The organism is Bradyrhizobium sp. MI1.3 (assembly GCF_055811695.1).
This window is the reverse complement of the sequence record NZ_JBVVPQ010000012.1, coordinates 121,409-147,957: the sequence shown is the minus strand read 5'-3', so window position 1 is coordinate 147,957 and position 26,549 is coordinate 121,409. Positions and strand designations below refer to the sequence as shown.

Annotated in this window: 27 protein-coding genes; 21 read left to right on the top strand and 6 right to left on the bottom strand. The window is 64.1% G+C overall.

The genetic code is table 11. The features are described 5' to 3' along the window. Positions 1–62 precede the first annotated feature (62 nt). The 4 genes from AC0L3A_RS11825 (at position 63) to AC0L3A_RS11810 (ending at position 2,828) form a co-directional block, all read left to right on the top strand. Positions 63–431, top strand: a complete 369-nt coding sequence (locus AC0L3A_RS11825; RefSeq protein ID WP_007596340.1) for a YciI family protein — start codon at positions 63–65, stop codon at positions 429–431. Continuing rightward, positions 428–1,744 carry an RNA polymerase sigma factor gene (locus AC0L3A_RS11820; protein ID WP_007596339.1) on the top strand — a complete coding sequence of 439 codons (1,317 nt, stop codon included), beginning with the start codon at positions 428–430 and terminating at the stop codon, positions 1,742–1,744. Before AC0L3A_RS11825 ends, AC0L3A_RS11820 begins: the two co-directional genes overlap by 4 nt. Before the next feature lie 95 nt (positions 1,745–1,839). Further along, entirely contained in the window at positions 1,840–2,376 is a 537-nt protein-coding gene (locus AC0L3A_RS11815) for an SRPBCC family protein (protein ID WP_007596338.1), read from the top strand. Positions 2,377–2,414: 38 nt separating this feature from the next. Beyond that, entirely contained in the window at positions 2,415–2,828 is a 414-nt protein-coding gene (locus AC0L3A_RS11810) for a VOC family protein (RefSeq protein ID WP_007596337.1), read from the top strand. Positions 2,829–2,934: 106 nt separating this feature from the next. Here AC0L3A_RS11810 and AC0L3A_RS11805 read toward each other — a convergent pair whose 3' ends face one another. From AC0L3A_RS11805 to AC0L3A_RS11795, 3 genes are all read right to left on the bottom strand, one after another. Continuing rightward, positions 2,935–3,288: a hypothetical protein gene (locus tag AC0L3A_RS11805; protein ID WP_007596336.1), complete on the bottom strand. Its 354-nt coding sequence runs from the start codon at positions 3,286–3,288 to the stop codon at positions 2,935–2,937. 433 nt (positions 3,289–3,721) lie between these two features. Further along, on the bottom strand, positions 3,722–4,159 hold the full coding sequence (locus AC0L3A_RS11800; protein ID WP_007596334.1) for a hypothetical protein: 438 nt from the start codon (positions 4,157–4,159) through the stop codon (positions 3,722–3,724). An 82-nt stretch (positions 4,160–4,241) separates the two neighbouring features. Further along, the gene (locus AC0L3A_RS11795; protein ID WP_473254392.1) at positions 4,242–5,030 is read right to left on the bottom strand and encodes an SDR family NAD(P)-dependent oxidoreductase; all 789 of its coding nucleotides are present in this window, start codon (positions 5,028–5,030) and stop codon (positions 4,242–4,244) included. A 151-nt stretch (positions 5,031–5,181) separates the two neighbouring features. Here AC0L3A_RS11795 and AC0L3A_RS11790 point away from each other — a divergent pair, with 151 nt between their 5' ends. The 5 genes from AC0L3A_RS11790 to AC0L3A_RS11770 all read left to right on the top strand — a co-directional run bounded on the left by AC0L3A_RS11790 (position 5,182) and on the right by AC0L3A_RS11770 (position 7,873). Then, a complete protein-coding gene (locus AC0L3A_RS11790; RefSeq protein ID WP_007596330.1) occupies positions 5,182–5,547 on the top strand; it encodes a nuclear transport factor 2 family protein in 366 nt (121 codons plus the stop codon). 78 nt (positions 5,548–5,625) lie between these two features. Next, positions 5,626–6,030 carry a YciI family protein gene (locus AC0L3A_RS11785; protein ID WP_007596329.1) on the top strand — a complete coding sequence of 135 codons (405 nt, stop codon included), beginning with the start codon at positions 5,626–5,628 and terminating at the stop codon, positions 6,028–6,030. 38 nt (positions 6,031–6,068) lie between these two features. Continuing rightward, positions 6,069–6,431, top strand: a complete 363-nt coding sequence (locus AC0L3A_RS11780; protein ID WP_007596326.1) for a YciI family protein — start codon at positions 6,069–6,071, stop codon at positions 6,429–6,431. Positions 6,432–6,526: 95 nt separating this feature from the next. Next, entirely contained in the window at positions 6,527–7,267 is a 741-nt protein-coding gene (locus AC0L3A_RS11775) for a TetR/AcrR family transcriptional regulator (protein ID WP_007596325.1), read from the top strand. A 120-nt stretch (positions 7,268–7,387) separates the two neighbouring features. Beyond that, a complete protein-coding gene (locus AC0L3A_RS11770) occupies positions 7,388–7,873 on the top strand; it encodes a DUF2852 domain-containing protein (RefSeq protein WP_007596323.1) in 486 nt (161 codons plus the stop codon). Positions 7,874–8,062: 189 nt separating this feature from the next. Here AC0L3A_RS11770 and AC0L3A_RS11765 read toward each other — a convergent pair whose 3' ends face one another. After that, a complete protein-coding gene (locus tag AC0L3A_RS11765) occupies positions 8,063–9,226 on the bottom strand; it encodes an acyl-CoA desaturase (RefSeq protein ID WP_473254391.1) in 1,164 nt (387 codons plus the stop codon). Positions 9,227–9,543: 317 nt separating this feature from the next. On the opposite strand from AC0L3A_RS11765, the gene AC0L3A_RS11760 reads away from it, so the two are divergent. Further along, positions 9,544–10,311 carry a serine acetyltransferase domain-containing protein gene (locus AC0L3A_RS11760; RefSeq protein ID WP_007596321.1) on the top strand — a complete coding sequence of 256 codons (768 nt, stop codon included), beginning with the start codon at positions 9,544–9,546 and terminating at the stop codon, positions 10,309–10,311. Between the two features lie 35 nt (positions 10,312–10,346). Here the strand turns inward: AC0L3A_RS11760 and AC0L3A_RS11755 are convergent, their stop codons facing one another. Beyond that, positions 10,347–10,865, bottom strand: a complete 519-nt coding sequence (locus AC0L3A_RS11755; protein ID WP_007596320.1) for a DUF2231 domain-containing protein — start codon at positions 10,863–10,865, stop codon at positions 10,347–10,349. Between the two features lie 423 nt (positions 10,866–11,288). Here AC0L3A_RS11755 and tolQ point away from each other — a divergent pair, with 423 nt between their 5' ends. The 11 genes from tolQ (at position 11,289) to AC0L3A_RS11700 (ending at position 25,155) form a co-directional block, all read left to right on the top strand. After that, entirely contained in the window at positions 11,289–12,005 is a 717-nt protein-coding gene (tolQ, locus tag AC0L3A_RS11750; RefSeq protein WP_007596319.1) for a protein TolQ, read from the top strand. Between the two features lie 43 nt (positions 12,006–12,048). Continuing rightward, a complete protein-coding gene (gene tolR / locus AC0L3A_RS11745) occupies positions 12,049–12,498 on the top strand; it encodes a protein TolR (RefSeq protein ID WP_007596316.1) in 450 nt (149 codons plus the stop codon). Positions 12,499–12,501: 3 nt separating this feature from the next. Next, positions 12,502–13,461: a hypothetical protein gene (locus AC0L3A_RS11740; RefSeq protein ID WP_007596315.1), complete on the top strand. Its 960-nt coding sequence runs from the start codon at positions 12,502–12,504 to the stop codon at positions 13,459–13,461. 41 nt (positions 13,462–13,502) lie between these two features. Further along, positions 13,503–14,849: a Tol-Pal system beta propeller repeat protein TolB gene (gene tolB, locus AC0L3A_RS11735; protein WP_007596313.1), complete on the top strand. Its 1,347-nt coding sequence runs from the start codon at positions 13,503–13,505 to the stop codon at positions 14,847–14,849. A gap of 243 nt (positions 14,850–15,092) precedes the next feature. Beyond that, on the top strand, positions 15,093–17,423 hold the full coding sequence (locus tag AC0L3A_RS11730; protein ID WP_007596307.1) for a putative bifunctional diguanylate cyclase/phosphodiesterase: 2,331 nt from the start codon (positions 15,093–15,095) through the stop codon (positions 17,421–17,423). 164 nt (positions 17,424–17,587) lie between these two features. Continuing rightward, positions 17,588–18,352: an N-acyl amino acid synthase FeeM domain-containing protein gene (locus tag AC0L3A_RS11725; protein ID WP_007596306.1), complete on the top strand. Its 765-nt coding sequence runs from the start codon at positions 17,588–17,590 to the stop codon at positions 18,350–18,352. Positions 18,353–18,597: 245 nt separating this feature from the next. Then, a complete protein-coding gene (gene pal, locus AC0L3A_RS11720) occupies positions 18,598–19,086 on the top strand; it encodes a peptidoglycan-associated lipoprotein Pal (protein ID WP_007596304.1) in 489 nt (162 codons plus the stop codon). Positions 19,087–19,273: 187 nt separating this feature from the next. Continuing rightward, entirely contained in the window at positions 19,274–20,329 is a 1,056-nt protein-coding gene (ybgF, locus tag AC0L3A_RS11715; RefSeq protein WP_007596303.1) for a tol-pal system protein YbgF, read from the top strand. Between the two features lie 76 nt (positions 20,330–20,405). Continuing rightward, positions 20,406–21,461 carry a tRNA lysidine(34) synthetase TilS gene (tilS, locus tag AC0L3A_RS11710; protein WP_007596302.1) on the top strand — a complete coding sequence of 352 codons (1,056 nt, stop codon included), beginning with the start codon at positions 20,406–20,408 and terminating at the stop codon, positions 21,459–21,461. A gap of 268 nt (positions 21,462–21,729) precedes the next feature. Beyond that, positions 21,730–23,652: an ATP-dependent zinc metalloprotease FtsH gene (ftsH, locus tag AC0L3A_RS11705; protein WP_007596301.1), complete on the top strand. Its 1,923-nt coding sequence runs from the start codon at positions 21,730–21,732 to the stop codon at positions 23,650–23,652. A gap of 288 nt (positions 23,653–23,940) precedes the next feature. Then, on the top strand, positions 23,941–25,155 hold the full coding sequence (locus AC0L3A_RS11700; protein WP_007596300.1) for an ABC transporter substrate-binding protein: 1,215 nt from the start codon (positions 23,941–23,943) through the stop codon (positions 25,153–25,155). A 151-nt stretch (positions 25,156–25,306) separates the two neighbouring features. Here the strand turns inward: AC0L3A_RS11700 and AC0L3A_RS11695 are convergent, their stop codons facing one another. Beyond that, positions 25,307–26,491 carry a glycosyltransferase family 87 protein gene (locus AC0L3A_RS11695; protein WP_007596299.1) on the bottom strand — a complete coding sequence of 395 codons (1,185 nt, stop codon included), beginning with the start codon at positions 26,489–26,491 and terminating at the stop codon, positions 25,307–25,309. Positions 26,492–26,549: the final 58 nt, after the last annotated feature.

Genomic DNA, 26,549 nt, shown 5'->3' with positions numbered 1-26,549 from the left:
CCCTGTCGGGGCGAGGCATATTGGATCGTCTTCAAAACAAGAGGTCAGGGAAGGTACTGCCCATGCTTTATGCGATCCTTTGCTATCACGACGAGGACTTCGTCGGCTCCTGGAGCAAGGACCAGGACGAAGCCGTGATGAAGAAGCTCGCCGTGGTGCAAGAGAAGCTCACGAGCCAAGGCCGGCTCGGTCCGGTGGCGCGGTTGCTGCCGACCACCGCGGCCGCGACGTTGCGTAAAGAGGACCCGCCGCTGGTGCTCGACGGCCCCTACGCGGAGACCAAGGAGCAGTTGCTCGGCTTCTATATCGTCGATTGCAAAAACCTCGACGAGGCGCTCGACGTTGCGCGCGACCTCGGCGCCGCCAATCCCGGCGGCGCCTATGAAGTGCGGCCCGTGGGCGTGTTCAGGCCCGGAGGAAATCTGACGTGAGCGAGGCCGATACCGCCTGGATCGAGACCGCGCTGACCTCGGCGCGCCCCCAGGCGGTCGGCGCGCTGCTGCGCTATTTCCGCGATCTCGACACCGCCGAGGAGGCATTCCAGAACGCCTGCCTGCGCGCGCTGAAGACATGGCCGCAGAACGGGCCGCCGCGGGACCCCGCGGCCTGGCTGATCATGGTCGGCCGCAACGTTGCGATCGACGAGGTGCGCCGCACCCGCAAGCAGCAGCCGCTGCCGGAGGACGACCAGGCGATCTCCGATCTCGACGACGCCGAGGGCGCGCTCGCGGAGCGGCTCGACGGCTCGCACTACCGCGATGACATTCTGCGGCTGATGTTCATCTGCTGCCATCCAGGGCTGCCGGCGACGCAGCAGATCGCGCTGGCGCTCCGTATCGTCTGCGGCCTGACCGTGAAGCAGATCGCGCGCGCCTTCCTGGTGTCGGAAGCGGCGATGGAGCAGCGCATCACGCGTGCCAAGGCCAAGGTCGCGGAGGCCGGGACGCCGTTTGAAACGCCGGGCGCGGTCGAGCGCGCGGAGCGGCTCGCCGTTGTCGCCGCGATGATCTATTTGATCTTCAACGAGGGCTATTCGGCGAGCGGCGACACCGCCGAAATCAGGAAGCCGCTGTGCGAAGAAGCGATCCGGCTGGCGCGGCTGCTGTTGCGGCTGTTCCAGAGCGAGCCGGAGATCATGGGGCTCACGGCGCTCATCTTGTTGCAGCATGCGCGCAGTGCCTCGCGCTTTGCCGCGGATGGTTCGCTGATCCTGCTGGATGACCAGGATCGTTCGCTGTGGAACGGCACCATGATCGCGGAAGGCCTCGCGCTGATCGACAAGGCGATACGCCATCGCCGCAGCGGGCCCTACCAGATCCAGGCCGCGATCGCCGCGCTGCATGCCCGCGCGGCGACGCCCGAGGAGACCGACTGGGCGCAGATCGACCTGCTCTATGGCGCGCTGGAGGTGGTGCAGCCCTCGCCGGTGGTGACGCTCAACCGCGCGGTCGCGGTTTCCAAGGTGCGCGGACCGCAAGCCGCGCTCGACCTGATCGAGCCGCTGGCGCCAAAGCTTGCCAACTACTTCCATTTCTACGGCGTGCGCGGCGCCTTCCTGATGCAGCTTGGCCGCAACGACGAAGCCCGCATCGCCTTCGACCGCGCCATCGCCCTCGCCAACACGTCCGCAGAAGCCGCTCACATCCGCATGCATCTCGATCGCCTGATCCGCGACAGCCAGCCGAACGGCGCAAATGGCGGCGCCAGGCAGGGCGCGAAGGTCGAAGGCGCCAAGGTGAAGTAGGGAGCGCCTGCTTCGGGCATCGCAAAAATTTTCGCTTCGCCTTGTCGGGCCCGGTCCCCTCCCTTCGTCCTAGGAGCGTATCCAGGGAGCCATTCATGCTGAAAGCCATTGCCATCATCGCCGTCGTGCTCGCTATCGGACTCGCGGGTGTCCTCGTCTTCGCATTGACGAAATCCGGCACCTTCCGCGTCGAACGCAGCCTCGCCGTGAAGGCGCCCGCCGATGCGATCTATCCGCTGGTCGCCGACTTCCATCGCTGGACCGCCTGGTCACCTTACGAGGGCCGGGACCCCGCGATGAAGCGCAGCTTCGGCGGAACTGCGCCGGGCAAGGGCGCGACCTATGCCTGGGACGGGAACAACAATGTCGGCGCCGGCCATATGGAGATCCTCGAGGCGAGTGCGCCGTCAAAACTCCGGATCAAGCTCGACTTCGAGCGGCCTTTCGAAGGCCACAACACCGCCGAGTTCACCTTTGTGCCGCAAGGCGATGCCACACTGGTCACGTGGGCGATGTCCGGTCCGGCGCCGTTCCTGTCCAAGGTCATGCAGGTGTTCATCAACATGGACAACATGATCGGCAAGGATTTCGAGGCGGGCTTGGCCAGCCTGAAGAAGCTCACCGAGAAGTAGCGCCGTCACCCCGAATGAAAGCAAAACGGAGAGAAACGATGCTCAATCCCTATCTGTTCTATCAGGACACCTGCGAAGCGGCGTTCAACTACTACGCCAAGGTCTTGGGCGGCAAGATCGATGCGATGATGCGCGCCTCGGATGCGCCGCCGGAGGTGCCCGCCACGCCCGGCCGCGAGAAGATCATTATGCATGCGCGGATGTCGCTGCCAGACGGCAGCGTCCTGATGGCCTCCGACGCACCAGGCGAGCATTTTCACAAGCCGCAGGGCTTTTCGATCTCGCTCACGGTCGCGGATCCCGCGGACGGCGAGCGCAAGTTCAACGCGCTGGCCGACGGCGGCACCGTCACCATGCCCTTCAGCAAGACTTTCTGGGCCAAGGGTTTTGGCATGTGCGTCGACAAGTTCGGCATTCCCTGGATGGTGAACTGCCCGGCCGAGGGAATGTGACAGCCGCGATCGCTTGACGCGCCAAGCGGCGATCCCCTCTCCCTGACGATGCGGAGAGGGGCGCGCATGAGACGTTGCGTGATGTGCCGATCGACCGCATGCCGCCTCAGCGGATCGATCCGGTCACGTCATTGCTCGGTGGTTGGGAGGAGGGAACGCAGCGCGGGCAGATCACGAGCTTTGTCCCGAGCTGCTTGTCATTCTCCGCTTCGATTTCGTCATGGATTGCCCACCACGCCGCGGAGTACGGGCGCAAGGTGCCGAGGACTCTTTCTCGCTCCTGATTCGGATCACTCGCCGCGGGAGCTTGGGTCGCCACGCGACGCTTGATGACGTAGGGACGGTTCGGATCCTGACCGAGGCCGTCCCATGCGATCGGACGGCGTTCCTGAGCAGGCGCGACCACGCATCCCATGAGCGTTGCGCAAAACGTGAGCAAGACAAAGCCGTGTCGCATCATGCCGAACCCTTGGGTGTTGTATGCGACGCGCCAAATTCGCTTGCCGAAGCTTGCGTCGCACCGCTCAAATGGAACCTAAGGGAAACGCCTGGCCGACACGGCCGAATATGAATTTTAGTGTCGCACCACATTGCGAGAGCAGTGAGGCCGCTTCGTGAAATGATGCGGACCGCATCGCACAACAACTGGCGCAATATTAGGCTGTGAACTCCGGGGCAGAATCGTTATTTATTTCGTCATAAACTCTAAAAACTGGGGCGGGCGGACTTGGAAGGGGAGCGACCGATGGCGGCGGCGCTGCAGATCAACTTTGCACTTTGGGGTATGCTCATCTGCGCGAGCATGGAATTGACCCAGCTGATCCAGAGTTTTTATTAGGCCTCACGAAGCAGGTGACCGGCGCGATTTGGCGGGCGCTTGCGTCCGCTGATCGTCACCGGCAGCGCGGATAGATCGCGGCGAGGTCGCGTCCCTTCAACAGAAGCAACCGCGACGAGAGGCCGCCGCGGCGGCTGATCCAGTCGCGCACCGGGCCGGGATAGGCCGCAAGCACCGCATCGGATGCTTCCGGCTCGGCGTAGAAGCGTCCGCGCCGGTCGACCGAGCGCGCCGCATGAAAGCCAAGCACGGCACGCTTGGTGACGCATATCCGCTCGCCCGGCACGATGCTCAGCACCAGCGTGCAGGCGGACAGGCAGGGACCGTCGATCACCACGCGCTCGCCGCTCTCGCGCACTTTCTCGAACAAATCGAGGAACGGCCCGACCTGTCCACCGGGCGACTGGATGATGCGGATTTCGGCCAAGGCAGGCGTGGCGGCGAGCAGCGCGGATACGAGCATCAAAGCCCTGAGGAAGGTGACGCGTCGCATGAAGCCTCCGCGAATTCGAGTCCGTAGGATTGGCCGACGAGAAGAGGTGGGTGACGCTTCGCTAGGCCAACCTACGCCGTGCCTACCCGTTCCGCCGTTCGCCGCGCAGCGTCGGCAGGCCGATGCCCGCCGCATCGAAGCCGCCATCGACGGCCAAAATTTGTCCGGTGATGTAGCTGGATCGTTCCGAGCACAGGAAGTAGATCGCTTCGGCGAGTTCCTCTTCCAGGCCGTAGCGGTTGAGCGGGATGGCGTCGTGGTAGTCGGCGCGGATCTCCCTGGTGTGCACCTGCTTCGCCATCGCGGTGTCGACCGGTCCCGGTGCGACCGCGTTGACGCGGATGTTGAAGGACGCAAGCTCGACCGCGAGCTGCTTGGTGAGGTGCGCGAGGCCCGCCTTGCTGGTGCCGTAGGCCGAGCGCAGCGTCGAGGCGCGCACCGCCGAGATCGAGGTGATGTTGACGATGGCGCCGCCATTGCCGTCGCGCATCAGCGGCACCGCCGCCTTGGTGCAGAGAAACGGGCCGGTGAGGTTGACCTCGAGCACGCGCCGCCAATCGGTCTCCGACGTCTCCATCAGCGGCGCGAACACGGCAATGCCGGCATTGTTGACGAGCGCGTCGAGCCGGCCGAACCGCCTTTCGACCGACATCATCGCGGCGGCAACCGCGGCTGCGTCCGAGAGGTCGCAGGTCAGCGCCAGCGTGGCCTCGTCCCGGCCGATCTCGGCGACCGCGCGGCCGAGCAGCTCGCCCTCGATGTCGAGCAACGCAACCCGCCAGCCCTCGGTCAAAAACTTCTTCGCGGTCGCAAGCCCGATGCCACGCGCGGCTCCGGTGACGAGGGCAACGCGGTGCGGGGTAGGGGGCATTGGCTGATCGGTCCTTATGAAAGATCGCGCGAGCGCGAGCCTCTTTTACTTCGCTTTCGTTCCGACGAGGAAGGCCTTAACTCGAAGCCACGATGTCGGGACGGTCCTCGATGGATCGTCTTCCAGGGGATCATTGCCAGGGAGACCCGGAATGTCCAACGATCACGAGCGCCTGATTCGAGACCTTTTCGCCGCATATCTCGACAACGACCGGCAACGGGTCGCCGACGCGTTGGCGGACGATTTCCGCTTCACCAGCCCGTTCGACGAGGACCTCGACAAGGCGGCCTATTTCGAGCGTTGCTGGAGGGACACCGGCTGGATTGCGCGGCACGACATCGAGCGGATTGTCGTCCAAGGTGACGAGGCCTTCGTCACCTATCTCTGCCTGGCGACAGATGGCAGGAGCTTTCGCAACACCGAGTTCTTCACCTTCGCCGGCGGCAAGGTTCGCCGCATCGAGGTTTATTTCGGCGCTGCCCGGCAGGACGGGCGTTTCCTGCCGCAGGCGCGCTAAATAATTGTCGCCACGCTGTCGGTTCCGTCAGGGTTCGCTCGTCTTGGGTAAGGGCGACTAAGCAAGCAAGGAACCTCCATGCGATTCATGATGCTGATGATCCCGCTCGGCTACGAGACCGCAGCGCCCGACGTTCAGCTCGATCCCGAGCGGGTCGCTGCGATGATGCGCTACAACGAGGTGCTGAACGACGCCGGCGTGCTGATCACGCTCGACGGCCTGCACCCGCCCTCGATGGGCGCGCGCGTCTCGTTTGCGGCCGGCAAGCCCATCGTGACCGATGGCCCGTTCGCCGAGGCCAAGGAGGTCCTGGGCGGGTACTGGATGATCGAGGTTGCATCGCGTGCCGAGGCGATCGCCTGGGCCAGGCGGTGTCCGGCCGCACCGAACGAAATCATCGAGATCCGTCAGGTGCAGGAGATGAGCGACTTTCCGCCTGACGTGCAGGAGGCCGCCGCCGGTTTCGGCGACCTCAAGAAATAGCCGCAGCTTTGTCTATCCATCAGCAAAGGAGAGAACCGATGAGCACCGATACCTATCTCGCCGTTTTCCTCGGCAGCAAGACCAGCTCCAAATGGGCCGCATGGGATGCGATGCCCGAGGCCGAGCGCAAGGCGAAGGAGCAGGAGGGCATGGCGGCCTGGAAGGGCTGGGTCGAAAAGCACCAAGGCGCGATCCAGGCCATGGGCGGGCCGCTCGGCAAGACCAAGAAGGTCGACGGCAAGGGCCTCGCCGACATCGCCAACGAGATGGGCGCCTTCACCGTGGTGCGTGCGGCCTCGCACGAAGCCGCGGCGAAGATGTTCGAAAACCACCCGCACTTCACGATCTTCCCCGGCGAACGCGTCGAGATCATGCCGGTGCTGCCGATCCCTGGCGGCTAGGGCTTCGGCCGCTGCCCCGGACCGGGGAGAATACGGGCTGATCAACCCGTCGCCGCTAGTGACCTTCCTGCCCAGCTCATGTAAAGGTCGTTCACATGAGCTGGCGCAAGGAGACGCGCCGCGCCGAGCGCGGCTATCACCACGGCAATCTGAAGGAAGCCCTGCTGCAGGCCGCCCTTGGATTGATCGCCGAGAAGGGCGCGGCCGGCTTCACCTTTGCCGATGCCGCGCGCATGGCCGGCGTCAGTGCGGCGGCACCGTACCGGCATTTTCGCGACCGTGACGAACTGCTGTCCTCGATCGCGCAGCGCGGTTTCGAGCAGTTCGAATCGCGCCTGACCGCGGCCTGGGACGACGGACGGCCCGACACCGTCACGGCGTTCGAGCGTGTCGGCAGGGCCTATCTCGCCTTCGCCCGCGAGGAGCCCGCGTTCTACAACGCGATGTTCGAATCGGGCGTGCCGGTGGATGTCAATCCGGCGCTACAGGCCGCTAGCGAGCGTGCTTTCAACGTCATTCGTGCCGCGGCGGAGCGGCTTGCCGCGCTGGCGCCGCCGGGCACGCCGCGGCCTCCGGCGATGATGATGGCGCTGCACATCTGGTCGATGGCGCATGGCGTGGCCTCGCTGTTCTCCCGCGGCGATGCCGCGCGTCGAAAGCTGCCGATGTCGCCGGACGAGCTGCTCGAAGCCGAGGTGCTGATTTATCTCCGCGGTCTCGGCTTCCCGACCGATCGCCGTCCTCCGGCGAAAAGCGCCGAGCCGCCGCCGGTGCCACCGGAGGCATCCTCCGGTTCCGGCGTGCCGCCCGGTGGTCCCTGGGGCAAGCCGAAATAAAGTTACCCAAATAATTGCCTCGCCCTGTCAGGCGGTCGGCTTGACAAAATCGCGGGATGATCTACCTATGTAAATGTTATTTACATTCACAACGGCGCTGATGCCGTCATGGAGAGGGAAATGGCCTACACCGCTGATGTCAATCGATGGCGCGGCCCTTCGGACCAACACTACGAGCGCCCCCACATGCTCAACACGCCTTGGCATCCCGGCTGGATCGCCGTGACCATCCTCGGCTTCATCATCTGGTGGCCGATCGGACTTGCCCTTCTCTTTTTCACACTCGGGAGCAGAAGAATGTCGTGCTGGAGCAACCAGGATCGCTGGCAGAACAAGATGGAGCGGATGCAGTACAAGATGGACCGTATGCGCGGCCGCATGGAGCGCCACGGTTTCGGCTTTGGCTTCGGCCCGCCCTCGAGCGGCAACCGCGCCTTTGACGAGTACCGCACCGAGACATTGCAGCGGCTCGAGGAAGAGCAGGTCGAGTTCAAGAACTTCCTCGACCGTCTGCGTCACGCCAAGGACAAGGAAGAGTTCGACCAGTTCATGGCGCAACACAAGACGCGCCCGACCCCGCCGCCGACCGACCAGCAGCAGGGTTGATCTCAAGGTTGATCTCGAGACTGACGCTTCTCAAAGCCGTCAGGCGCATGCCCCCAAAGTCCTGATGGCCCCAAGCCGCCCGCCTGCGCAACCCGCAGGCGGGCGGTTTGTTTTTGGGAATGCGCGGCAGGCCGCCGCGACCGTCTGGAAATGTCCTGGCCTGGAAAGTCTTGGCCTGGAGAGACTTGGTCAGCGCGCCGTGGCGAGCTGCGCGCGAACCGACTCCAGGAAGTGTTCGTAGGCGTAGTCCACGATCTCGTTGAGTGATCGCGTTCGCGCGAACATCGCCTTGGCCTCGGTGAGAAACTCCTCGCGGGTGGGAATCTTCGGCAAATGCAGATGGGTCAGTGCATCGACGCCTTCATGCGCGCGACTGAGGATGTCGTGCAGCGTCGGCAGTTGCAACTGGGCCAAATCGGCTCGGCGTAGCGCCGACGAGATCGCGTGCGCCAGGGTCTGCGCATCGAACCGTCCGGCAAGCTCGCGGGCCGCCCGGTTGATGACGCGTGCGCCGAGCGGCTGCTCGTTGCGCAGCACCTGCTCGGGCGGCGACTTCATGTTCCAGACGATGCCGAACCAGGACAGCACCTTCAGGATGTAATAGGTGATGTCGATCTCCCACCAGCGAAAACCCTGCCGCACGCTGCTCTGGTAGGCGTGATGATTGTTGTGCCAGCCCTCACCGAGGGTGAATAAGGCCAGCAGCCAATTGTTGCGGGAATCATCGCCGGTCACGTACCGCTTGCGTCCATGCACGTGGGCGAGGGAATTGATACAGAAGGTCGCGTGATAGACCAGCACGGTGCTCCACAGGAAGCCGACGACGAGACCGGACCATCCGCCAACCAGGAAGCAGAGCGCAGCCAGCGTCACGGCCGGCAGGAGTTCCAGGCGATGCAGCCACATCAGCTCCGGATAGGCGGCGAAATCGCCGACCTTCACGAGGTCGGTGCCATCGTGCTCCCAGTAAAAAATCCAGCCGAGATGGCTATAGAGGAAGCCTCGGTGACGCGGCGAATGCACGTCGTCCTCGGTATCGGAATGCAGATGATGATGTCGATGCTTGGCCGCCCACCACAAAACGCTTTTTTGCGCGGTGCTTTGCGCAAGCCAGGCCAGGATGAACTGAAACACCCGGCCGGTCGCAAAAGCCCGATGGGAGAAATAGCGGTGGTAGCCCGCTCCGATCGCAAACATGCGCACGACATACAGCGAGGCGCAGATCGCGACGGCCTGCCAGGTAATGCCGGTCCAGATGGCGGCAACGCAGCCGAGATGAACCAGCAGGAACGGCAGGGCGGAGGGATACATGATGTCGTCGTGTTGGTCGTCGGCGGGGGCGTTGGGCGACATGTATTGGCGTGACCTTGGATGACAGAGATTCGAGTTTCGCTTCGGCAGCATTGAGGGCCGCTGTGTACGAAAAACCCGGCGATGGCGGACCACCGCGGGGTCTTGAACGAGGTGCTTGGACAACCCTGGCCCAAGGCGGCCGCACGCGGCAAAGTCAACCTGAGGCCATAGCTTCGACCGCGAACTCGACGGCCTATATATGATCCAGGCCGCTTGGCATGCAAGCTCGTAGCGTCACGGGGTGCGTGGCGCGCGGGCTGCCGACGGTTTATATCCGACAGTGAAAAGGAAGCGTCAAAATACCGCAGGCAGCAACGATGGCGGAAGCGGCGATGACGGCGAGCGAGGCCCTCTGGCAGGAGATCCGCGACGAGGCGCAGCGCGCAGCGGCAGCCGACCCCATATTCGGCAAGGCTCTTGTCGGACTCATCCTCGTCCATGACGATTTTACCGCCGCACTGTCCGATCTGATCGGACGCCGGCTTGGCGACAGCGCGGCCGAACGCGAGCGCTTCACGACGTTTTCCCGCGACGCCTTCCATGGCCAGCCGGATCTGATCGAGGTGGCCGGCTGCGACTTACAAGCCATTGTTCTCCGCGATGCCGCCATCACCGGACTGTTGGCGCCGCTGCTGCATTTCAAGGGCTACGTCGCCTTGCAGGCATGGCGCGTCTCGAACTGGCTCTGGCATCACGACTATCGCGACGCGGCGCTGCTGTTTCAGAACGAGGCCTCCAACGTCCTGCAGGTCAGCATTCATCCGGCGGCGAGCTTGGGATCATCGGTGTATCTCGACCACGCCACCGGCATCGTGATCGGTGCAGATGTGGCGATCGGCGACGACGCCACCATCCTTCAGAACGTCAGCATCGGTCGTGGCACGGAACTGCCGGCGCGCTCGCCTCGCATCGGTCGCGGCGTCTTCATCGGCTCCGGCGCCACAATTCTCGGCAACGTCAGGATCGGCGCTTGTGCGAAGATCGGCGCCGACACCGTCGTGACGAGCGACGTGCCCCCGGGCTGCACCGCAATCGGCAATCCGGCGCGGCTGACCAATTGCCCCGAACCCGCCTCGGCGGCCTGACTCGCCCTCACGTCATCAAGCGACGTACTCCTCGTTCAGGCGGCGCGGCGGCGGCTCTCGCCACCATGATGCGGGGTGACCGGTTCCGAACTGGTCTGGCCCGGCGCGTCCAGCACCGCGACATGATGCCGGTAGACCATTTCCCAGCCTTTCCATCCCGTGAACAGGAGGATGCCGACCACAATCAGCGAGAGCACCACGCCCCACGGTTTGACCGCAGCCTCCGCGCCTTGCGCGTAGCGGAGGTAGAAATTGATCGCAGCCAGCACCACCGCCACGAGATTGCCGATCATGTGATACCAGGCATCGTTGAGGCTGCGGATACGGGCGTCGCTGAAGAAGTCGGTGAATCCTGCCACGGCAGCAACGAGCGCCATGACGATGCCGGCGCCGATCAGCCACATGGCAGCTCTGGCCCAGAAGCCGTCGCCGGTTCCGATGAAGGCGAGATCGGCGATGGGCGCGCCGACCAGGAAGGCGACGGGGAACGGGATGATCATGGGGTGGAGCGGATGATCGCCGATGGCGGCGGTCGTCTTGGGGTTGACGCTCATGGCAAAACCTCGCGAGAAGTGATTTTCCAGACAATTTTTCGGGCGAGGGCTGGTTCCTCCAACGTGATGTCAGCAACAGCCGGGGCCGGCAGCTTGCCAACCGCCTGCGCCCGCTCGCTTTCCGGCAGCCAAATCCGCCCGCGGTAACCCAGCATTAACCATCGCCGGGCTCTGGTAATTGCGGACAATCGCGCCCAAAGCCGGAAGTCTGAGCCTTGGGGGCGGGCCCATAGTTTTGACATCTTGGCAGGGAATGCAGGCGGCTGGCTTTGGAAGAGCCCTGCACCCCAGAAAGACAAGGCTTTGAGCGGGCTTGCCGGCCGCGCCGGTTCTAGCGCGGCTATTGGGGAACCGGCGGCCATTTGCTGGCCGGGACATTAGATCGGGACATCAGGTAACGATCGCCTTGAGAGGATACTGCTTATGAATCCGGCCGACGTGGCTCAGTCAGCCCTTCCGGTTGCCGCTTCCGCGGACGTGTCGCTGATCGCGCTGTTCTGGCAGGCTCACTGGATCGTGAAAGCGGTGATGCTGGGGCTTCTCGCCTGCTCGGTCTGGGTCTGGGCGATCGCCATCGACAAGATCTTCCTGTTTGCCCGCACCCGCCGCTCGATGGACCGTTTCGAGCAGGCTTTCTGGTCCGGCGAGTCAATTGAAGACCTCTATCGCACGCTCTCGGCCAAGCCGACGCATTCCATGGCGGCCTGCTTCGTCGCGGCGATGCGAGAGTGGAAGCGTTCGTTCGAGAGCCAGGCCCGCTCGGTCGCAGGCCTTCAGATGCGCATCGACAAGGTCATGAATGTCTCGATCGCCCGCGAGGTCGAGCGGCTGGAACGCAGGCTACTGGTGCTCGCCACCGTCGGCTCCGCAGGCCCCTTCGTCGGCCTGTTCGGCACCGTCTGGGGCATCATGTCGAGCTTCCAGTCGATCGCGGCGTCGAAAAATACCTCTCTGGCGGTGGTGGCCCCTGGTATCGCGGAGGCGCTGTTTGCGACCGCCGTCGGCCTTATCGCCGCCATTCCTGCCACTATTTTCTACAATAAGTTCACCTCCGAGGTGAACCGGCAGGCCCAGCGCCTCGAAGGCTTCGCCGATGAATTTTCAGCCATCCTGTCGCGCCAGATCGACGAGCGGGGCTGACGGACGGCATGTATAGTGTGAAGGGCAATTTGGGCACCAGACCATGGGCATGAACGTCGCGAGTTCGTCCGGAGGCGGTGGGCGCCGTGGCCGGCGTAGGCCGGTCGTGGCCGAAATCAACGTCACGCCGATGGTGGACGTGATGCTGGTGCTGCTCATCATCTTCATGGTGTCGGCGCCAATGCTGACGGTCGGCGTGCCGCTCGACCTGCCGCAGACCCAGGCCAAGAGCCTCGAAAACAACGACCAGAAGCCGATCCAGATGTCGGTCGACATCAAGGGCAAGGTGTTCATCAACGACGCCGAGATCGCGATCAACGAACTGATCCCCAAGCTGAAGGCGATCACGGACGCGCGCGGCGGGCTCGAGGAGCGCATCTATCTGCGTGCCGACAAGAAGGCGGATTACGGAACGGTGGCCAAGGTCATGGGCCAGTTGTCCGGCGCAGGCTTCAAGAAGCTGGCGCTCGTCACGGAAGCGGATCAGGGGTAGACCGTGAAGGTGAAGGTCGACAAGACACTCGTTGCGTCGATTGCCCTCCACGTCCTCGTGCTGGGATGGGGGCTCGTCACCTTTAGCAGCAGGGCTTTCGTTCCGGCCGAAGAGTCGCTGCCGATCGACATCATCTCCACCGACCAGCTCGCGCAGATGATGTCGGGGCAGAAGACCGGCGACAAGAAAGAGCCGAAGCCGAAGGTCGAGAAGATCGCGGAAGCCAAGCCCGAGGAAGACGCCGTCGGCAAGGTCACCGAGAAGAAAGAGCTGATCAAGACCAACTCGACGCCCGAACCGCCGCCAAAACCCGTCGAGAAGCCGGTCGAGAAGAAGCCCGAGCCGCCGAAGCCCGTCGCCGAGGCGAAGCCCAAAGAAGAACCGAAGCCGCCGGAAAAAAAGCCTGACCCGGCCAAGGAAGATCCGATCGCCGAGCTCCAGAAAAAGCTCGAAACCAAGAAGCCGCCGCCCAAGCCGCCGGAGCAGAAGGTCGCAGCGGTGCAGCCGCAGCAGGTGCCGAAGCCCAAGGAGCGCAGCTTCGATCCCGCGCAGATCCAGCGCGATCTCGACAAGCGCGCGGCGACCCGGCACGAACTCGCCGGCTCGACGCTGAATGCGTCGGCCTCGCTGGGATCGACGAGCGGAACGGCCGCCAACAACATTGCGACCTGGCGGGGGGCGTTCCAAGGGGCGGTGAAGCGCTGCTTCACGCCGACCTATAACGGGCAGGATGCGGATCAATACGAAGCCGACATCGACATTCCCATGAAGATCGACGGATCGCTCGCGTCCGAGCCGATCGTCGTCGCGGTGAGGGGGCCGTCGCGGTCGATCGCACAGGCGGTGGCGGAGAGTGCCAGACGCGCCATCGTGCAGTGTCAGGTCTATTCGTTCATGCCGAAGCAGCAATACGAGAGCTGGAAGCTCATTCCGATGACTTTCGGCCTGAAAGACATGTTGTGACATCCGAACAAAAGAATTTTGCGATGAATGACGTTCGATCGATGAACCGCCGCCGCTTCATGACCCTGACCGGATCGACGCTCGCGATGCTCGGAGGCGGGCAGGCCTTCGCCCAGCAGCCGCAGGGACGGCTCCGTATCGATCCCACGGAGTTTCGGCCGATCCCGATTGCGATCACCAATTTCGTGCCCGGCTCGCCGGCCGACGGCGACGTTGGCAACGGCGTCACTCAGGTCATCACCAACAATCTGAAGCGCTCGGGCCTGTTCGCGCCGGTCGACCAGGCTGCCTTCATCGAGCGCATCAGCAACATCGACGTCGCGCCGCAATTCGAGAACTGGAAAACCCTCAACGCGCAGGCCCTCGTCACCGGCCGCATGACGCGGCAGCCGGACGGGCGCCTCAAGGCCGAATTCCGCTTGTGGGATGTGGTCACCGGCCAGCAGCTCGCCGGCCAGCAATATTTCACCTCGCCGGAATATTGGCGCCGCATCGCCCACATCATCTCCGACCAGATCTATGAGAAGCTGACCGGCGAGAAGGGCTATTTCGACAGCCGCGTCGTGTTCGTCGACGAGACCGGGCCGAAGGAGCGCCGCGTCAAGCGGCTCGCGATGATGGACCAGGACGGCGCCAATGTGCGCTATCTGACCCGCGGCTCCGACCTCGTGCTGACGCCGCGCTTCTCGCCGAACTCGCAAGAGATCACCTACATGGAGTTCGGGCAGGGCGATCCGAAGGTCTACCTGTTCAACATCGAGACCGGCCAGCGCGAGATCGTCGGCAACTTCCCGGGCATGACCTTTGCCCCGAGGTTCTCGCCGGACGGCCAGCGCGTCATCATGAGCCTGCAGCAGGGCGGCAATTCCAACCTGTTCGTGATGGATCTGCGCTCGCGCTCGACCACGCGCCTCACAGACACGCCCGCGATCGACACCTCTCCTTCCTACTCCCCGGACGGCGCCCGCATCTGCTTCGAGTCCGATCGCGGCGGCAGATCGCAGATCTATGTCATGGCCGCGGGCGGCGGAGCGGCGCAGCGCATCTCCTTCTCCAAGGACGACAACAACGCCACCTATTCGACGCCGGTGTGGTCGCCGCGCGGCGATTACATCGCCTTCACCAGGCAAGGTGGCGGGCAGTTCTCGATCGGCGTGATGAAGCCGGACGGCTCCGGCGAACGGCTTCTGACTTCCGGCTACCACAACGAAGGCCCGACCTTCTCGCCGAACGGCCGCGTGTTGATGTTCTTCCGCGATCCGGGCGGCAGCGGCGGGCCGTCGCTGTTCTCGGTCGACATCTCGGGCCGCAACGAGCTGAAGGTGCCGACGCCGGGCTTCGCCTCCGACCCCGCATGGTCGCCGCTATTGTCCTCGACATCGGGCTAGCCGCCCGTCCTCGATGCGCAATGATTTGACCGCGCGCCTTTTTCGAAAACTTGGCGCGATGTTTCCCCGCGATAATTGTTCTTTAAGGTTGCACTCGGCAAACTTTTCCCATGGGTTTGTTTCTATTGATCTATTTCGACTGTTGCTCGTTCAAAACAACTCGACTTTAACGATATTCCCTCAGAAAGACTTCATACCGGATCGGTAAAACTGCGCTCCAGACAGGACGCGCGTAAACACCAGATGCAGTTTGCAAGTCAGAGCGGAGAGCCGGAACAGCGGCCGCCGAAAACTTCGGCGGCGCAAATCGATTCGCTGTTCGAAGCGCCTGGTCCGCTGCTGGCAGGACTCATTTTCGTGTCGATCGGTGCGGCCCTGACCGCGCTGAGGACGGGCGAGCCGCTGATCTGGGCGTGCGTCGCACTTCTTGTCCTGGCGGGGACTGCGCGGGCGATCGACCTGCGCCTCTATCAGGCACGTCAGTCGGTCATGACCATCGAGGCGGCAGCACGCTGGCAGAAGCGCTATCAGATCGGGGCAAAGATCCAGGCGGCTGCGATCGGCATCTGGTGCGCCACCGCCCTGCTGGCCACCGACGACGCTGTGGCCCACATGATCGCCTTATCGGTCACCACCGGAATCGCGGCGGGCGGCGCGGGCAGGGCATATGGCCGGCCTGCGATCTTCCACCTCCAGGCCGTGCTGATTTTCGGTCCGGCCGTGCTTGCCTTGGCACTGCGTGGAACGCCCTACTACATCGCGATGGCGCTGGTCAGCGCCGCGTTCCTGATGGCGATCATGCAGCTCTCGGTGAATCTGCACCGAATCTTCATGGGAGCGGTCGTGGCACGGGAGCGTGAAGCCGCGCTCGCCGGCCAGTTCGATACGGCGCTGAACAACATGCCGCACGGCCTCTGCATGTTCCGCGTCGACGGACAGCTGGCGGTCATGAACCACCGCTTCGGCGCAATGATGAATCTGCCGGAAGGTCTGGCGCAACGCGGCGTCAACGCGCGTGACATCGTCGCGGCGTGCGTCAGCGCCGGGTCCATCTCGGCTGGGAGCGGCGAGCGGATCGTCACGGACATCGAGAGTTCGCAAGCCAAGGAGATCATCACCGCCGATCCCGATACGCAGCGAAACAGGTCGTTGTCCTGGACTGTCCAGCCGATGGCTGACGGTGGCGCGGTGGTGCTGGTCGAGGACATTACCGACCGTCGCAGCGCCGAGGCCAAGATTACGCATCTGGCGCGCTACGACGACCTCACCGCGCTTCCCAACCGCGTTCATTTCCGCGACGAGATCGAAAGGCTGCTGGCGATCTCGCACGACGCCGAGCGCCTGTCCGCGCTGCTGTTCGTCGACCTCGACCAGTTCAAGCAGGTCAACGACACGCTCGGCCATCCCTGCGGCGACCAGCTGCTGTGCGCGGTCGCCAACCGTCTGCGCGAGATGCTGCGCCCCGAGGATTTCGTCGCCCGCTTCGGCGGTGACGAATTCGTCGTGTTCCAGGAGAACATCTCCTCGCCCGAGGACGCCGCTGCGCTGGCGCGCCGGATCGTCGAGCGGCTGAGCGAGCGCTACCGCATCGACAATCATCTGGTCGAGATCGGCGCCAGCGTCGGCATCGCGTTGACCGCGCCGGAGGGCGTCAGCGCGGACACGCTGCTCAAGAACGCCGATATGGCGCTGTACCGGGCCAAGGCCGACGGTCGCGGCACATTCTGCTTCTTCCGCGACGAGATGGCGGCGACCGTCGAGGCGCGCCGCATCCTCGAGCTCGATCTGCGCAAGGCGCTCGCCAATGAGGAGTTCGAGCTGTTCTACCAGCCGCTGGTCAATCTGAAGTCCGGCAAGATCACGACGTGCGAGGCGCTGCTGCGCTGGAATCATCCGGTGCGCGGCACGGTCTCGCCGGTCGACATCATCCCGGTCGCCGAGGACATGGGGCTGATCGTCGATCTCGGCCGCTGGATCCTGCGCCGCGCCTGCATGGAATGCATGAAATGGCCGGAGGGCGTCAGCGTCGCCGTCAACTTCTCGCCGCAGCAATTCCACCAGCGCGACGTCTTGAGCGAAATCCGCTACGCGCTCGAGGTTTCGGGGCTGCCGGCGCATCGGCTGGAGATCGAGATCACCGAATCCTCGCTGTTGCGCAACACCCAGCTCACGCACGACATCCTGTCGCAATTGCATGCGATCGGCGTGGGCATTTCGCTGGATGATTTCGGTACCGGCTATTCGAGCCTCAGCTACCTGCACAATTTCCCGATGCAGAAGGTGAAGATCGACCGCTCCTTCCTCGAAGGCATCGATGCCGACCGGCCGCTGACGCTGCTGCGCGGGGTGGCGCGGCTGTCGGCCGATCTCGGCATGGCCGTCGTGGTCGAGGGCATCGAGACCAATGATCAGCTCGAGCTGATCAGCGCCGACGGCACCGTGACCGAAGGGCAGGGCTATCTGTTCAGCCGGCCGGTGCCGGCAGTCCGGATTCGCCAATTGCTCAATGCCTCGCATGGCCGTCGCGGGGCTGAGGACCAGATCGTCATGGTGTCCTCGCGATCGATCGCCTGATCTTTCGCTGCCCCACTTCTTCAACGCCCTCGGCTCTCGTTCGCGCCCCGTGTTTTTGCGGGCCGCAAGGTTAACCCTAACGTTTCTAAGCCTTTGCAATTCCGTTAATGAACCATTAATCTCGTCACACTCGCAGAAGTTGCTTTGGAGTGTAGGGGTACTGGATGACGTCTGGGGCTGAACCGCAAACGGTGCTCCTTCCGCGGGGAGCCGCTCTGTTTGACCGCATCGATTACCGCCTGATCGAAACTCCTGAGGACCGCGACAACCTCTATCTGATGCGGTACCGGGCCTATCTGCACGCCGGACTGATCGAGCCGTCGGAGTCGCGGCGCGTGACCGATCGCTTCGACGATGCGCCCAACACCTGGAATTTCGGGGTCTATGTCGATGGAGAGCTCTGCAGCTCCGTTCGCATTCACGTCCTGACGTCCGACTGGCGAATGTCCTACACGACCGAAGTGTTTGGCGACGTCCTGCATCCCCGGCTCGACCGCGGCGAAGTCCTCATCGATCCGTGCCGGTTTGTTGCCGATCCCGAAAAGCACCAGCGTTTTCCGGAGCTACCCTATCTGACGGTGCGGCTGGCTTTTGTGGCTTGCGATCATTTCAACGCCGACACCGGGCTGGCCATGATCCGGACCGATCATCAGGCGTTCTATCGTCGCATCTTCCTGCACGAGACCATTTCACCGGAGCCGCGCGGGTTTCCGGGCTGGCCCACCAAGAAGGCCGTGCTGATGGCGTCCGATTTCCGCAACCAGCGGGAAAAGGTCCTGACGCGCTTTCCGATCATGCGCTCCAGCGCTTTTGAGCGGCGCATGTTGTTTCAACGCAGCGGCCCGCGCCAGGCGGCCCCGCGCCCGGTGTCGCTGGCGACGCAGCGGACCCCGGACGTAGCCGCCTCGGCAACGGGTTCTGCCCGCTAGGCGCTAGGGTCTCCACACGACGAGCCTAAAATTCCAGCAAAGCCCGCGGTTTTTGCCGGTCGGCGCGGCTTGCCTTCACCATCGCGCCACATTTACAACCCATTAACCATGACGGTTGCTTTTCGCTGGTTGGGGGCATTTGACCGGCTGTGGCAAGGTTCCATCAAGGTTGACGGAACGTTCGCTTAACCAACCCCCTGTAGACCGGACAGCAGTGGACGAAACGTGAGCGTGGAGGCTCCGGAATGAAACATCCTATGCGCATCCTCCAGGGATTGAAGCTGGCCGCGGTGCTTGCCGTCGCGCTGTCGATGGGGGCCTGTGCCAACAAGAACGCTGCCACGGATGCGATGGCCAACGCGGCGACGCCGGGCAGCCAGCAAGACTTCGTCGTCAATGTCGGCGACCGCGTGTTCTTCGAAAGCGACCAGACCGATCTGACCCCGCAGGCGATCGTGACCCTGGAGAAGCAGGCGCAGTGGCTCCAGAGCTATCCGCGCTACAGCTTCACCGTCGAAGGTCATGCCGACGAACGCGGCACCCGCGAATACAATATCGCGCTCGGCGCCCGCCGTGCCCAGTCGGTCCGTTCGTTCCTCGCCTCGCGCGGCATCGATCCGAACCGCATGCGAACGATCTCGTACGGCAAGGAGCGGCCGGTGGCCGTTTGCAACGACATCTCCTGCTGGTCGCAGAACCGCCGCGCCGTCACCGTGCTGAACGCGAGCTCCTGACGATCGGTCAGGCGCCGTTCATCTTCAGAAACCGATTATGCCGGCGCCCTCTCGGGCGCCGGTTTCGTTTCAGCGATCTGTGACGGAAACCCGTTTGTTACAGTCACAGTTTTGGCGTACTCCCCTTCAATGTGTGGCGCGTCGAATGTTCGGTCGCAGGCCATTTCGCTTTCGTCGTCAGGGCAAGATGTCATCCAGATTTAAGGTTTTCACCGGCACCGTGGCGATCGCCGCGCTGCTCTCTTTGTGCTCGCCCGCCCTCGCACAATCGGACGATGCAGATCCCGAGATGCGGATCGAGCGGCTGGAGAATCAGCTGCGCCAGCTCACCGGCCAGAACGAAGAGCTGCAATATCGCAACCGCCAGCTCGAAGAGCGGCTGCGAGCGCTCGAGGGCGGCGCGCAAGCTGCACCCGGCCAGGCGCCGGTCCAGCCCAATGTCGCGGCCATGCCGCCCGCGCAAGCCGCGCCGGCCTATCGCCAGCCGCCGCACCAGCAAGCGGCCCAGCCGAATTACGAGCAGCCGCAGATCGCCTCTCCGGCGCCGATCGTTCAGGAGCAGCCTGCGCCCGGCGCGCCGGGCACGCGCCGCCGCGGCGATGCCTTCGACCCGAACCAGAGCCCGAATGCGCCGGGTGCGCCACGCGCGCTCGGCGGCGGGCAGCAACCGATGCCCGCCGGTGCCCCGAGCGGCGCGCCCGGCGGCCGTGGCGCCGGCGAACCGCTCGATCTCGCCAATAGCGGCCCCCGCTATCCGCAGGCGGCCGCGCCCCAGGCTGCGCAGCCCGGCTATCCGCCGGCCCCATCCGGCTCTCCCGCGCCGGCAGGCGCCCCGGCGCTGACGACCCTGCCGCCCTCGGCAACGCCGCGCGACGAATTCGATCTCGGCATCGGCTACATGCAGCGCAAGGACTATGCGCTGGCCGAGCAGACCATGAAGAATTTCTCGCAGAAATATCCGAGCGACCCGCTGCTCGGCGACGCCCAATACTGGCTCGGCGAGAGCTATTTCCAGCGCCAGCAATATCGCGACTCCGCGGAAGCCTTCCTCGCCGTCACCACCAAATACGACAAATCCGCCAAGGCGCCGGACGCCCTGCTGCGGCTCGGCCAGTCGCTGGCGGCGCTGAAGGAGAAGGAGGCCGCATGCGCCGCCTTCGGCGAAGTCGGCCGCAAATATCCGCGCGCTTCGGCCGGCGTCAAAGCCGCGGTCGACCGCGAGCAGAAGCGGGTGAAGTGCTGACCCGCGGCGATTGATCCTGACAAGATTGATGGCGCTGCGCTAAACATTCGGTCCATCCGCGGACGATTGCAGCGTCATGTCAGACGACGACAATTCACCGATCTCGGCGCGTGAGGCCAAGCGCCTCTTCGCAGGCCTGAAAGGCGCGCGGGGACTGTTGCTCGCGGTCTCCGGCGGGCCCGACTCGGTGGCGCTGATGTGGCTTGCGGCGCGCTGGCATCGCAGCCTCGCACACGGCCCGCGTCTCACCGTCGTCACCATCGACCACGGCTTGCGGCCGGAGGCGGCGCGCGAGGCGCGCGAGGTCAAGCATCTCGCGACCGGGCTTGGCTTGCCGCACCGGACCGTGCGCTGGCGCGGCGCCAAGCCGAAAACGGGACTGCCGGCCGCCGCGCGCGAAGCCCGCTACCGCCTGCTGGTGCAGGCCGCACGTGTCGCCGGCGCGAGCCACGTGCTGACCGCCCACACCCGAGACGACCAGGCCGAGACCCTGTTGATGCGTCTTCTCCGCGGCAGCGGATTAGCCGGGCTGTCGGCGATGGCCCGTCTCACCGAGCGCGACGGCGTCATCCTTGCGCGTCCACTGCTCGACGTTCCGAAGTCGCAGCTGATCGCGACCTTGAAGCGGGCGAAGATCGGCTTTGCCGACGATCCCACCAACCACGACGCTGCCTTCACCCGGCCGCGGCTGCGTGCGCTGCTGCCGCAGCTCGCGGGGGAGGGCGGTGATGCCCGCAGCCTGGCTCGGCTCGCGGCAAGGCTGGCGCGCGCCAATGCGGCCGTCGAGGTGCTGACCGATGGAGCCGAGCGCTTCCTCCGTTTGCGGGATCGCGGCGATGCGCCGCAGGCCGGCGTTCGAAGCTTCGAGGCCCCCGTGTTTGCCGCCCTGCCGGAGGAGGTCCGGCTGCGGATCCTGCTGCGGGCCATCAACGCGTTCGGGCATGAGGGACCAGCGGAACTCGGCAAGGTCGAATCTCTCCTGGCCGTGCTCGATCAGGCCATGGCGGCGGGAAGTACGGCTGCAAATGGCCGGCCGGTGGTGAAGCAGACCCTTGCGGGAGCCTTGATCAGCCTTGCCGGGGGGCGTATCCACATCGCGCCGGCGCCGGCGCGGCGGCGCAAGGGGAGCTAAGCCGCGGACCATGACACCAGCCGTTTCGGCGGCGCGACGTCAGGTCACCTTAACCAGGCGGGAAAAACCCCTGTCCGGGCGCCATTATTTCAGCGGGAATCGCTCTAAGATGGGATAAATAGTCCCATCTCGTTCCCTTGGCAGCGACCGGGGCGGCACCTAAATTGTAATGCGTCTAACCGAGAGGATTCCTTGGGATTTCCTCGTACGGCTTAAAGTAACTGCCCGAGGATCAGGCCGCGATCCGCGCGACCACGAAGGAAGATCGATGAACGCCAATCTGCGCAATTTCGCCCTCTGGGTCATCATTGTCCTGCTGCTGTTGGCGTTGTTCACGCTCTTCCAGAATCCGGGTCAGCGCGCCTCCTCGCAGGACATCGCCTTCTCCCAGCTCTTGAGCGAGGTTGATCGCGGCAATGTGCGCGACGTCGTGATCCAGGGGCCGGACATTCACGGCACCTTCACCAACGGCTCGAGCTTCCAGACCTATGCGCCGAGCGATCCGACGCTCGTGAAGCGCCTCTATGACAGCAAGGTGCAGATCACCGCGAAGCCGCCCGGCGACAACGTGCCGTGGTTCGTCTCGCTGCTGGTCTCCTGGCTGCCCTTCATCGCGCTGATCGGCGTGTGGATCTTCCTGTCGCGGCAGATGCAGGGCGGCGCCGGCAAGGCGATGGGCTTCGGCAAGTCGCGCGCAAAAATGCTGACTGAAGCGCATGGCCGCGTCACCTTCGAGGACGTCGCGGGCGTCGACGAGGCCAAGCAGGACCTGCAGGAGATCGTCGAATTCCTGCGCGACCCCGGCAAATTCCAGCGCCTCGGCGGCCGCATTCCGCGCGGCGTGCTGCTGGTCGGCCCTCCCGGCACCGGCAAGACCCTGATCGCGCGTGCGGTCGCGGGCGAAGCCAACGTGCCGTTCTTCACCATTTCGGGTTCTGACTTCGTCGAGATGTTCGTCGGCGTTGGCGCTTCCCGCGTCCGCGACATGTTCGAGCAGGCCAAAAAGAACGCGCCCTGCATCATCTTCATCGACGAAATCGACGCCGTCGGTCGTCACCGTGGCGCCGGCCTCGGCGGCGGCAATGACGAGCGCGAGCAGACGCTGAACCAGTTGCTGGTCGAGATGGACGGCTTCGAGGCCAACGAGGGCGTGATCCTGATCGCCGCGACCAACCGTCCCGACGTGCTCGACCCCGCGCTGCTGCGTCCCGGCCGCTTCGACCGTCAGGTCGTGGTGCCCAACCCGGACGTCGTCGGCCGCGAGCAGATCCTCAAGGTCCACGTCCGCAAGGTGCCGCTGGCGCCGGATATCAACCTCAAGACCATCGCGCGCGGCACCCCGGGCTTCTCTGGCGCCGACCTGATGAACCTCGTCAACGAAGCTGCGCTCACCGCCGCCCGCCGCAACAAGCGGATGGTGACCCAGGCCGAGTTCGAGGAAGCCAAGGACAAGGTGATGATGGGCGCCGAGCGCAAGTCGCTCGTCATGACCGAGGAAGAGAAGCTTCTGACGGCCTATCACGAGGGCGGCCACGCCATCGTCGGCCTCAACGTCGTTGCGACCGATCCGATCCACAAGGCGACCATCATTCCGCGCGGTCGTGCGCTGGGTATGGTCATGCAGCTGCCCGAGCGCGACAAGCTGTCGATGTCGCTCGAACAGATGACATCGCGCCTTGCCATCATGATGGGTGGCCGCGTCGCCGAAGAGCTGATCTTCGGCCGCGAGAAGGTGACTTCGGGTGCGTCGTCGGACATCGAGCAGGCGACGCGTCTTGCGCGCATGATGGTGACGCGCTGGGGCCTGTCCGAGGCGCTCGGCACCGTGTCCTACGGCGAGAACCAGGACGAGGTTTTCCTGGGCATGTCGGTGTCGCGCACCCAGAACGCATCGGAAGCGACGGTTCAGAAGATCGACACCGAGATCCGGCGCTTCGTCGAAGAAGGCTATAACGAGGCAACGCGTATTCTCACCGAGAAGCGCGCCGATCTTGAAGCTCTCGCCAAGGGCCTGCTCGAATTCGAGACGCTCTCCGGCGACGAGATCATCGACCTGCTCAAGGGCAAGAAGCCGAACCGCGAATCCGTGCTCGAGCCGACCACCCCGCGCGCCTCGGCCGTGCCGCCGGCCGGCAAGTCGCGCCCGCGACCCGATCCGGATCCCGGCCTGGAGCCGCAGCCGCAGGCGTAACCGCGCACGGCAGATTGAATTGAAAAACGCGGCGGAAACGCCGCGTTTTTTGTTGCGTGGTGCTTTTCGAACGTGGGCAACTGAGCATCTCGCGACGAACAGGTATGTGCGCAAAGCCGCCCTTGCGCAGTGCCGACCATCTATGGGCGCCGCCATTGGTGGCACCCTTACCTTTACTCGCTCTCCGACCCCGCGACTCATCGCGATTGGAGTCTGCGATGAAGTCGTGGCATGCTCTTCCCAATTAAGGCGCGGCTCGACCGCGCAGACAAAGGGGAGGGCAAGCCGATGCGCTTTGCGAGGACATTGGGCGCGCTTGGCGCCGTTTCGTTCCTGATAGTCTCATTCCCGTCCGCTCCATCCGCCGCCGCCGAAATGCGCGGCGTCACCGCGACCGAGATCAAGATCGGCCAGACCATGCCCTACAGCGGGCCGGTGTCGGCCTTCGGGGCGCTCGGCAAGGGCGAGGTCGGCTATTTCAAGATGCTGAACGAGAAGGGCGGCATCAACGGCCGCAAGGTCAATCTGATCTCGTTCGACGACAGCTATGCGCCGCCGAAATCAGTCGAGCAGACCCGCAGGCTGGTGGAGAGCGACGAGGTCGCGCTGATCTTCTCCTCGATCGGTACCGCCCACAACACGGCGATCGCGAAATACCTCCAGTCCAGGAACGTGCCGCAGCTCTTCATCGGCTCCGGCGCCTCGAAATTCGCCGACGTCGCACAATATCCGCAGGCAACGATGGGCGTGCAGGCGCCGTTCCGCTACGAAGCGCGGCTCTATGCGCGTTACGCGCTGGCGAAGAATCCGAACGCGAAGTTCGCCGTTATCTCGCAGAACGACGATTACGGCCGCGATTATCTCGCCGGGCTGAAGGACGTGCTCGGCGAGAAATACGATACAGTGGTCACCGGCGCGACCTACGAGATCCAGGACCCGACCATCGATTCCCAGATCGTGAAGCTCAAGGCCTCGGGCGCCGATGTATTCGTGATCGCGGCGACGCCGAAATTCGCGGCGCAAGCGATCCGCAAATCCTTCGAGATTGGCTGGCGGCCGATGACGTTCCTATCCAATGTTGCGGTGTGGGTTTCGACGGTGATGGAGCCTGCGGGACTGGAAGCCGGCACCGGCATCCTCTCCACCGCTTACGTGAAGGACCCCGACGATCCCGCCTGGAAGGACGATTCCGGCGTCAGGGGCTGGCGCGAGTTCATGACCAAATATTTGCCGGAGGCCGACCAGCACGACACCAATTATGTCAACGCCTACAACAGTGCGATGGCGCTGGAGGCTGTGCTGAAAGCCTGCGGCAATGATCTGTCGACCGAGAACATCCTCAAGCAGGCTTTTGCAATTCGCGATCTCGAATTGCCGATGCTGCTGCCCGGCATCAAGGTCAACACCGGCACGACCGACCATGTCCCGGTCGACCAGATGCAGTTCATGCGCTTCAACGGCAAGAGCTGGGATAGATTCGGCGAACTGCAGACGGGCAATTGATGATTAATGAGGGATCGGCTTTTTGATCGGGCCGATGCGAGTCCAGAACTGAGATCATCTCTCCCTACCGATAAGTCCGATCTGCCCGCGAATGCATGTCCTGTCCGCTACTCATCACTTCGGCGTCCCCATCGCCAGCCGCAGATTGGATTCAGGAATGCGGCGACATTGCCGGCTTGCCAGACCCTGCCGGACTGCGCAACGCGCCGAAGACGACGCCAATGAGAGCGACGATGAGGAGCGGCGATAGTCGTCCCGCCGGAATATACACCGCCGGGCTGAGCAACGGCACCATCCAGATGCCGAGCCCGATCAGCCAGTCGCGAAAGCGTGGAGCATCGATCGATGCGGCAAGCCGCAGCACGACGGCGACCGTCAGCAGCGTCGCGTCATAAGGGCCCGAATGCGGGGCCGCCAGCACGGTTGCCGCAAGCAGTACGATCAGCTTGTTGTTGGTGCTGAGCGAGGAGCGAAAGGCCGCGAACGTCGCCGCCGCGCTCGAAAGGATCGCGGCCAGCTGCAGGATGGAGGCCAGCCGCTCCGGCAGGCCCAGCAGCATTGCGCAGGCCCATACGCTGTGACCCCAGATGCGGCCATAGGCGAGCCATTTCGCGTCGGGGCTGACCAGATTGTTGTACGCCTGCGGTATCCACCAAAGCCACAATTCGACGCCAAAAATCATGGCACTTGCAGCCGCCAATGCGAATGCCGAGCATGCAGCAGCGCACAGGCTGCCATAACGGCGCGACCCCACCAGCGCGAAGGCGACGAGCAGGAAGAATTGCGGCTTGAAACTCAGCAGCCCGAGGATTGCCCCGGCCAGGAGCGGTCGCGGTCCGAGCAGCCTGACGCCCGTGACCAGCAGTGCGGCAACGAGAAAAGCGCATTGTCCATCGGCCAGGTTGAGAGATGCCGATGGCGAGACCAGCACGGCCGCGATGATGTAGGGCGTCAGTTGCGGCTGATCGGCCCGGTTGCGAAGCGCCCAGCCCAGGAAGCCTGCGGTCGCGGCCTGGAATGCGACATAGGAGCCGATGAAGCCAAGCGGCGCGAATGGCAGCAGCAGAACGAGGAAGCCGGGCGGATAGAACCATGGACGGAACTCCAGAGGGACCGAGAGCCATGATGCGAACGACTGGTTGAGATAGGCCGTGAACGCGTCACCATCGATGACCAGCGCAAGATTGCCGGCGAGCAACGATCTGATGGCGCCGTAAAACACCATCCAGTCCGTGCCGGGAGCGACGTGGTTCAGCCCGATCCAGCCGGGATGGGTGAAGGTGGAGATCAGGACGCCCCAGCCGAAGAGCGTTGCGATCGAAAACGCTGGCAACATCACGAGGGGAATTCCGATCCAGCGGCGCGATGGACCGGATATCTGCTGTTGAGCGGAC

Excerpts from the sequence above, each read along its gene's own strand:
- AC0L3A_RS11825 (WP_007596340.1), top strand. The coding sequence starts at position 63 with ATGCTTTATGCGATCCTTTGCTATCACGACGAGGACTTCGTCGGCTCC.
- AC0L3A_RS11815 (WP_007596338.1), top strand. The coding sequence starts at position 1,840 with ATGCTGAAAGCCATTGCCATCATCGCCGTCGTGCTCGCTATCGGACTC.
- AC0L3A_RS11810 (WP_007596337.1), top strand. The coding sequence starts at position 2,415 with ATGCTCAATCCCTATCTGTTCTATCAGGACACCTGCGAAGCGGCGTTC.
- AC0L3A_RS11805 (WP_007596336.1), bottom strand. The coding sequence starts at position 3,288 with ATGATGCGACACGGCTTTGTCTTGCTCACGTTTTGCGCAACGCTCATG.
- AC0L3A_RS11800 (WP_007596334.1), bottom strand. The coding sequence starts at position 4,159 with ATGCGACGCGTCACCTTCCTCAGGGCTTTGATGCTCGTATCCGCGCTG.
- AC0L3A_RS11795 (WP_473254392.1), bottom strand. The coding sequence starts at position 5,030 with ATGCCCCCTACCCCGCACCGCGTTGCCCTCGTCACCGGAGCCGCGCGT.
- AC0L3A_RS11790 (WP_007596330.1), top strand. The coding sequence starts at position 5,182 with ATGTCCAACGATCACGAGCGCCTGATTCGAGACCTTTTCGCCGCATAT.
- AC0L3A_RS11785 (WP_007596329.1), top strand. The coding sequence starts at position 5,626 with ATGCGATTCATGATGCTGATGATCCCGCTCGGCTACGAGACCGCAGCG.
- AC0L3A_RS11780 (WP_007596326.1), top strand. The coding sequence starts at position 6,069 with ATGAGCACCGATACCTATCTCGCCGTTTTCCTCGGCAGCAAGACCAGC.
- AC0L3A_RS11775 (WP_007596325.1), top strand. The coding sequence starts at position 6,527 with ATGAGCTGGCGCAAGGAGACGCGCCGCGCCGAGCGCGGCTATCACCAC.
- AC0L3A_RS11770 (WP_007596323.1), top strand. The coding sequence starts at position 7,388 with ATGGCCTACACCGCTGATGTCAATCGATGGCGCGGCCCTTCGGACCAA.
- AC0L3A_RS11765 (WP_473254391.1), bottom strand. The coding sequence starts at position 9,226 with ATGTCGCCCAACGCCCCCGCCGACGACCAACACGACGACATCATGTAT.
- AC0L3A_RS11760 (WP_007596321.1), top strand. The coding sequence starts at position 9,544 with ATGGCGGAAGCGGCGATGACGGCGAGCGAGGCCCTCTGGCAGGAGATC.
- AC0L3A_RS11755 (WP_007596320.1), bottom strand. The coding sequence starts at position 10,865 with ATGAGCGTCAACCCCAAGACGACCGCCGCCATCGGCGATCATCCGCTC.
- tolQ (WP_007596319.1), top strand. The coding sequence starts at position 11,289 with ATGAATCCGGCCGACGTGGCTCAGTCAGCCCTTCCGGTTGCCGCTTCC.
- tolR (WP_007596316.1), top strand. The coding sequence starts at position 12,049 with ATGGGCATGAACGTCGCGAGTTCGTCCGGAGGCGGTGGGCGCCGTGGC.
- tolB (WP_007596313.1), top strand. The coding sequence starts at position 13,503 with ATGAACCGCCGCCGCTTCATGACCCTGACCGGATCGACGCTCGCGATG.
- AC0L3A_RS11730 (WP_007596307.1), top strand. The coding sequence starts at position 15,093 with ATGCAGTTTGCAAGTCAGAGCGGAGAGCCGGAACAGCGGCCGCCGAAA.
- AC0L3A_RS11725 (WP_007596306.1), top strand. The coding sequence starts at position 17,588 with ATGACGTCTGGGGCTGAACCGCAAACGGTGCTCCTTCCGCGGGGAGCC.
- pal (WP_007596304.1), top strand. The coding sequence starts at position 18,598 with ATGAAACATCCTATGCGCATCCTCCAGGGATTGAAGCTGGCCGCGGTG.
- ybgF (WP_007596303.1), top strand. The coding sequence starts at position 19,274 with ATGTCATCCAGATTTAAGGTTTTCACCGGCACCGTGGCGATCGCCGCG.
- tilS (WP_007596302.1), top strand. The coding sequence starts at position 20,406 with ATGTCAGACGACGACAATTCACCGATCTCGGCGCGTGAGGCCAAGCGC.
- ftsH (WP_007596301.1), top strand. The coding sequence starts at position 21,730 with ATGAACGCCAATCTGCGCAATTTCGCCCTCTGGGTCATCATTGTCCTG.
- AC0L3A_RS11700 (WP_007596300.1), top strand. The coding sequence starts at position 23,941 with ATGCGCTTTGCGAGGACATTGGGCGCGCTTGGCGCCGTTTCGTTCCTG.
- AC0L3A_RS11695 (WP_007596299.1), bottom strand. The coding sequence starts at position 26,491 with ATGTTGCCAGCGTTTTCGATCGCAACGCTCTTCGGCTGGGGCGTCCTG.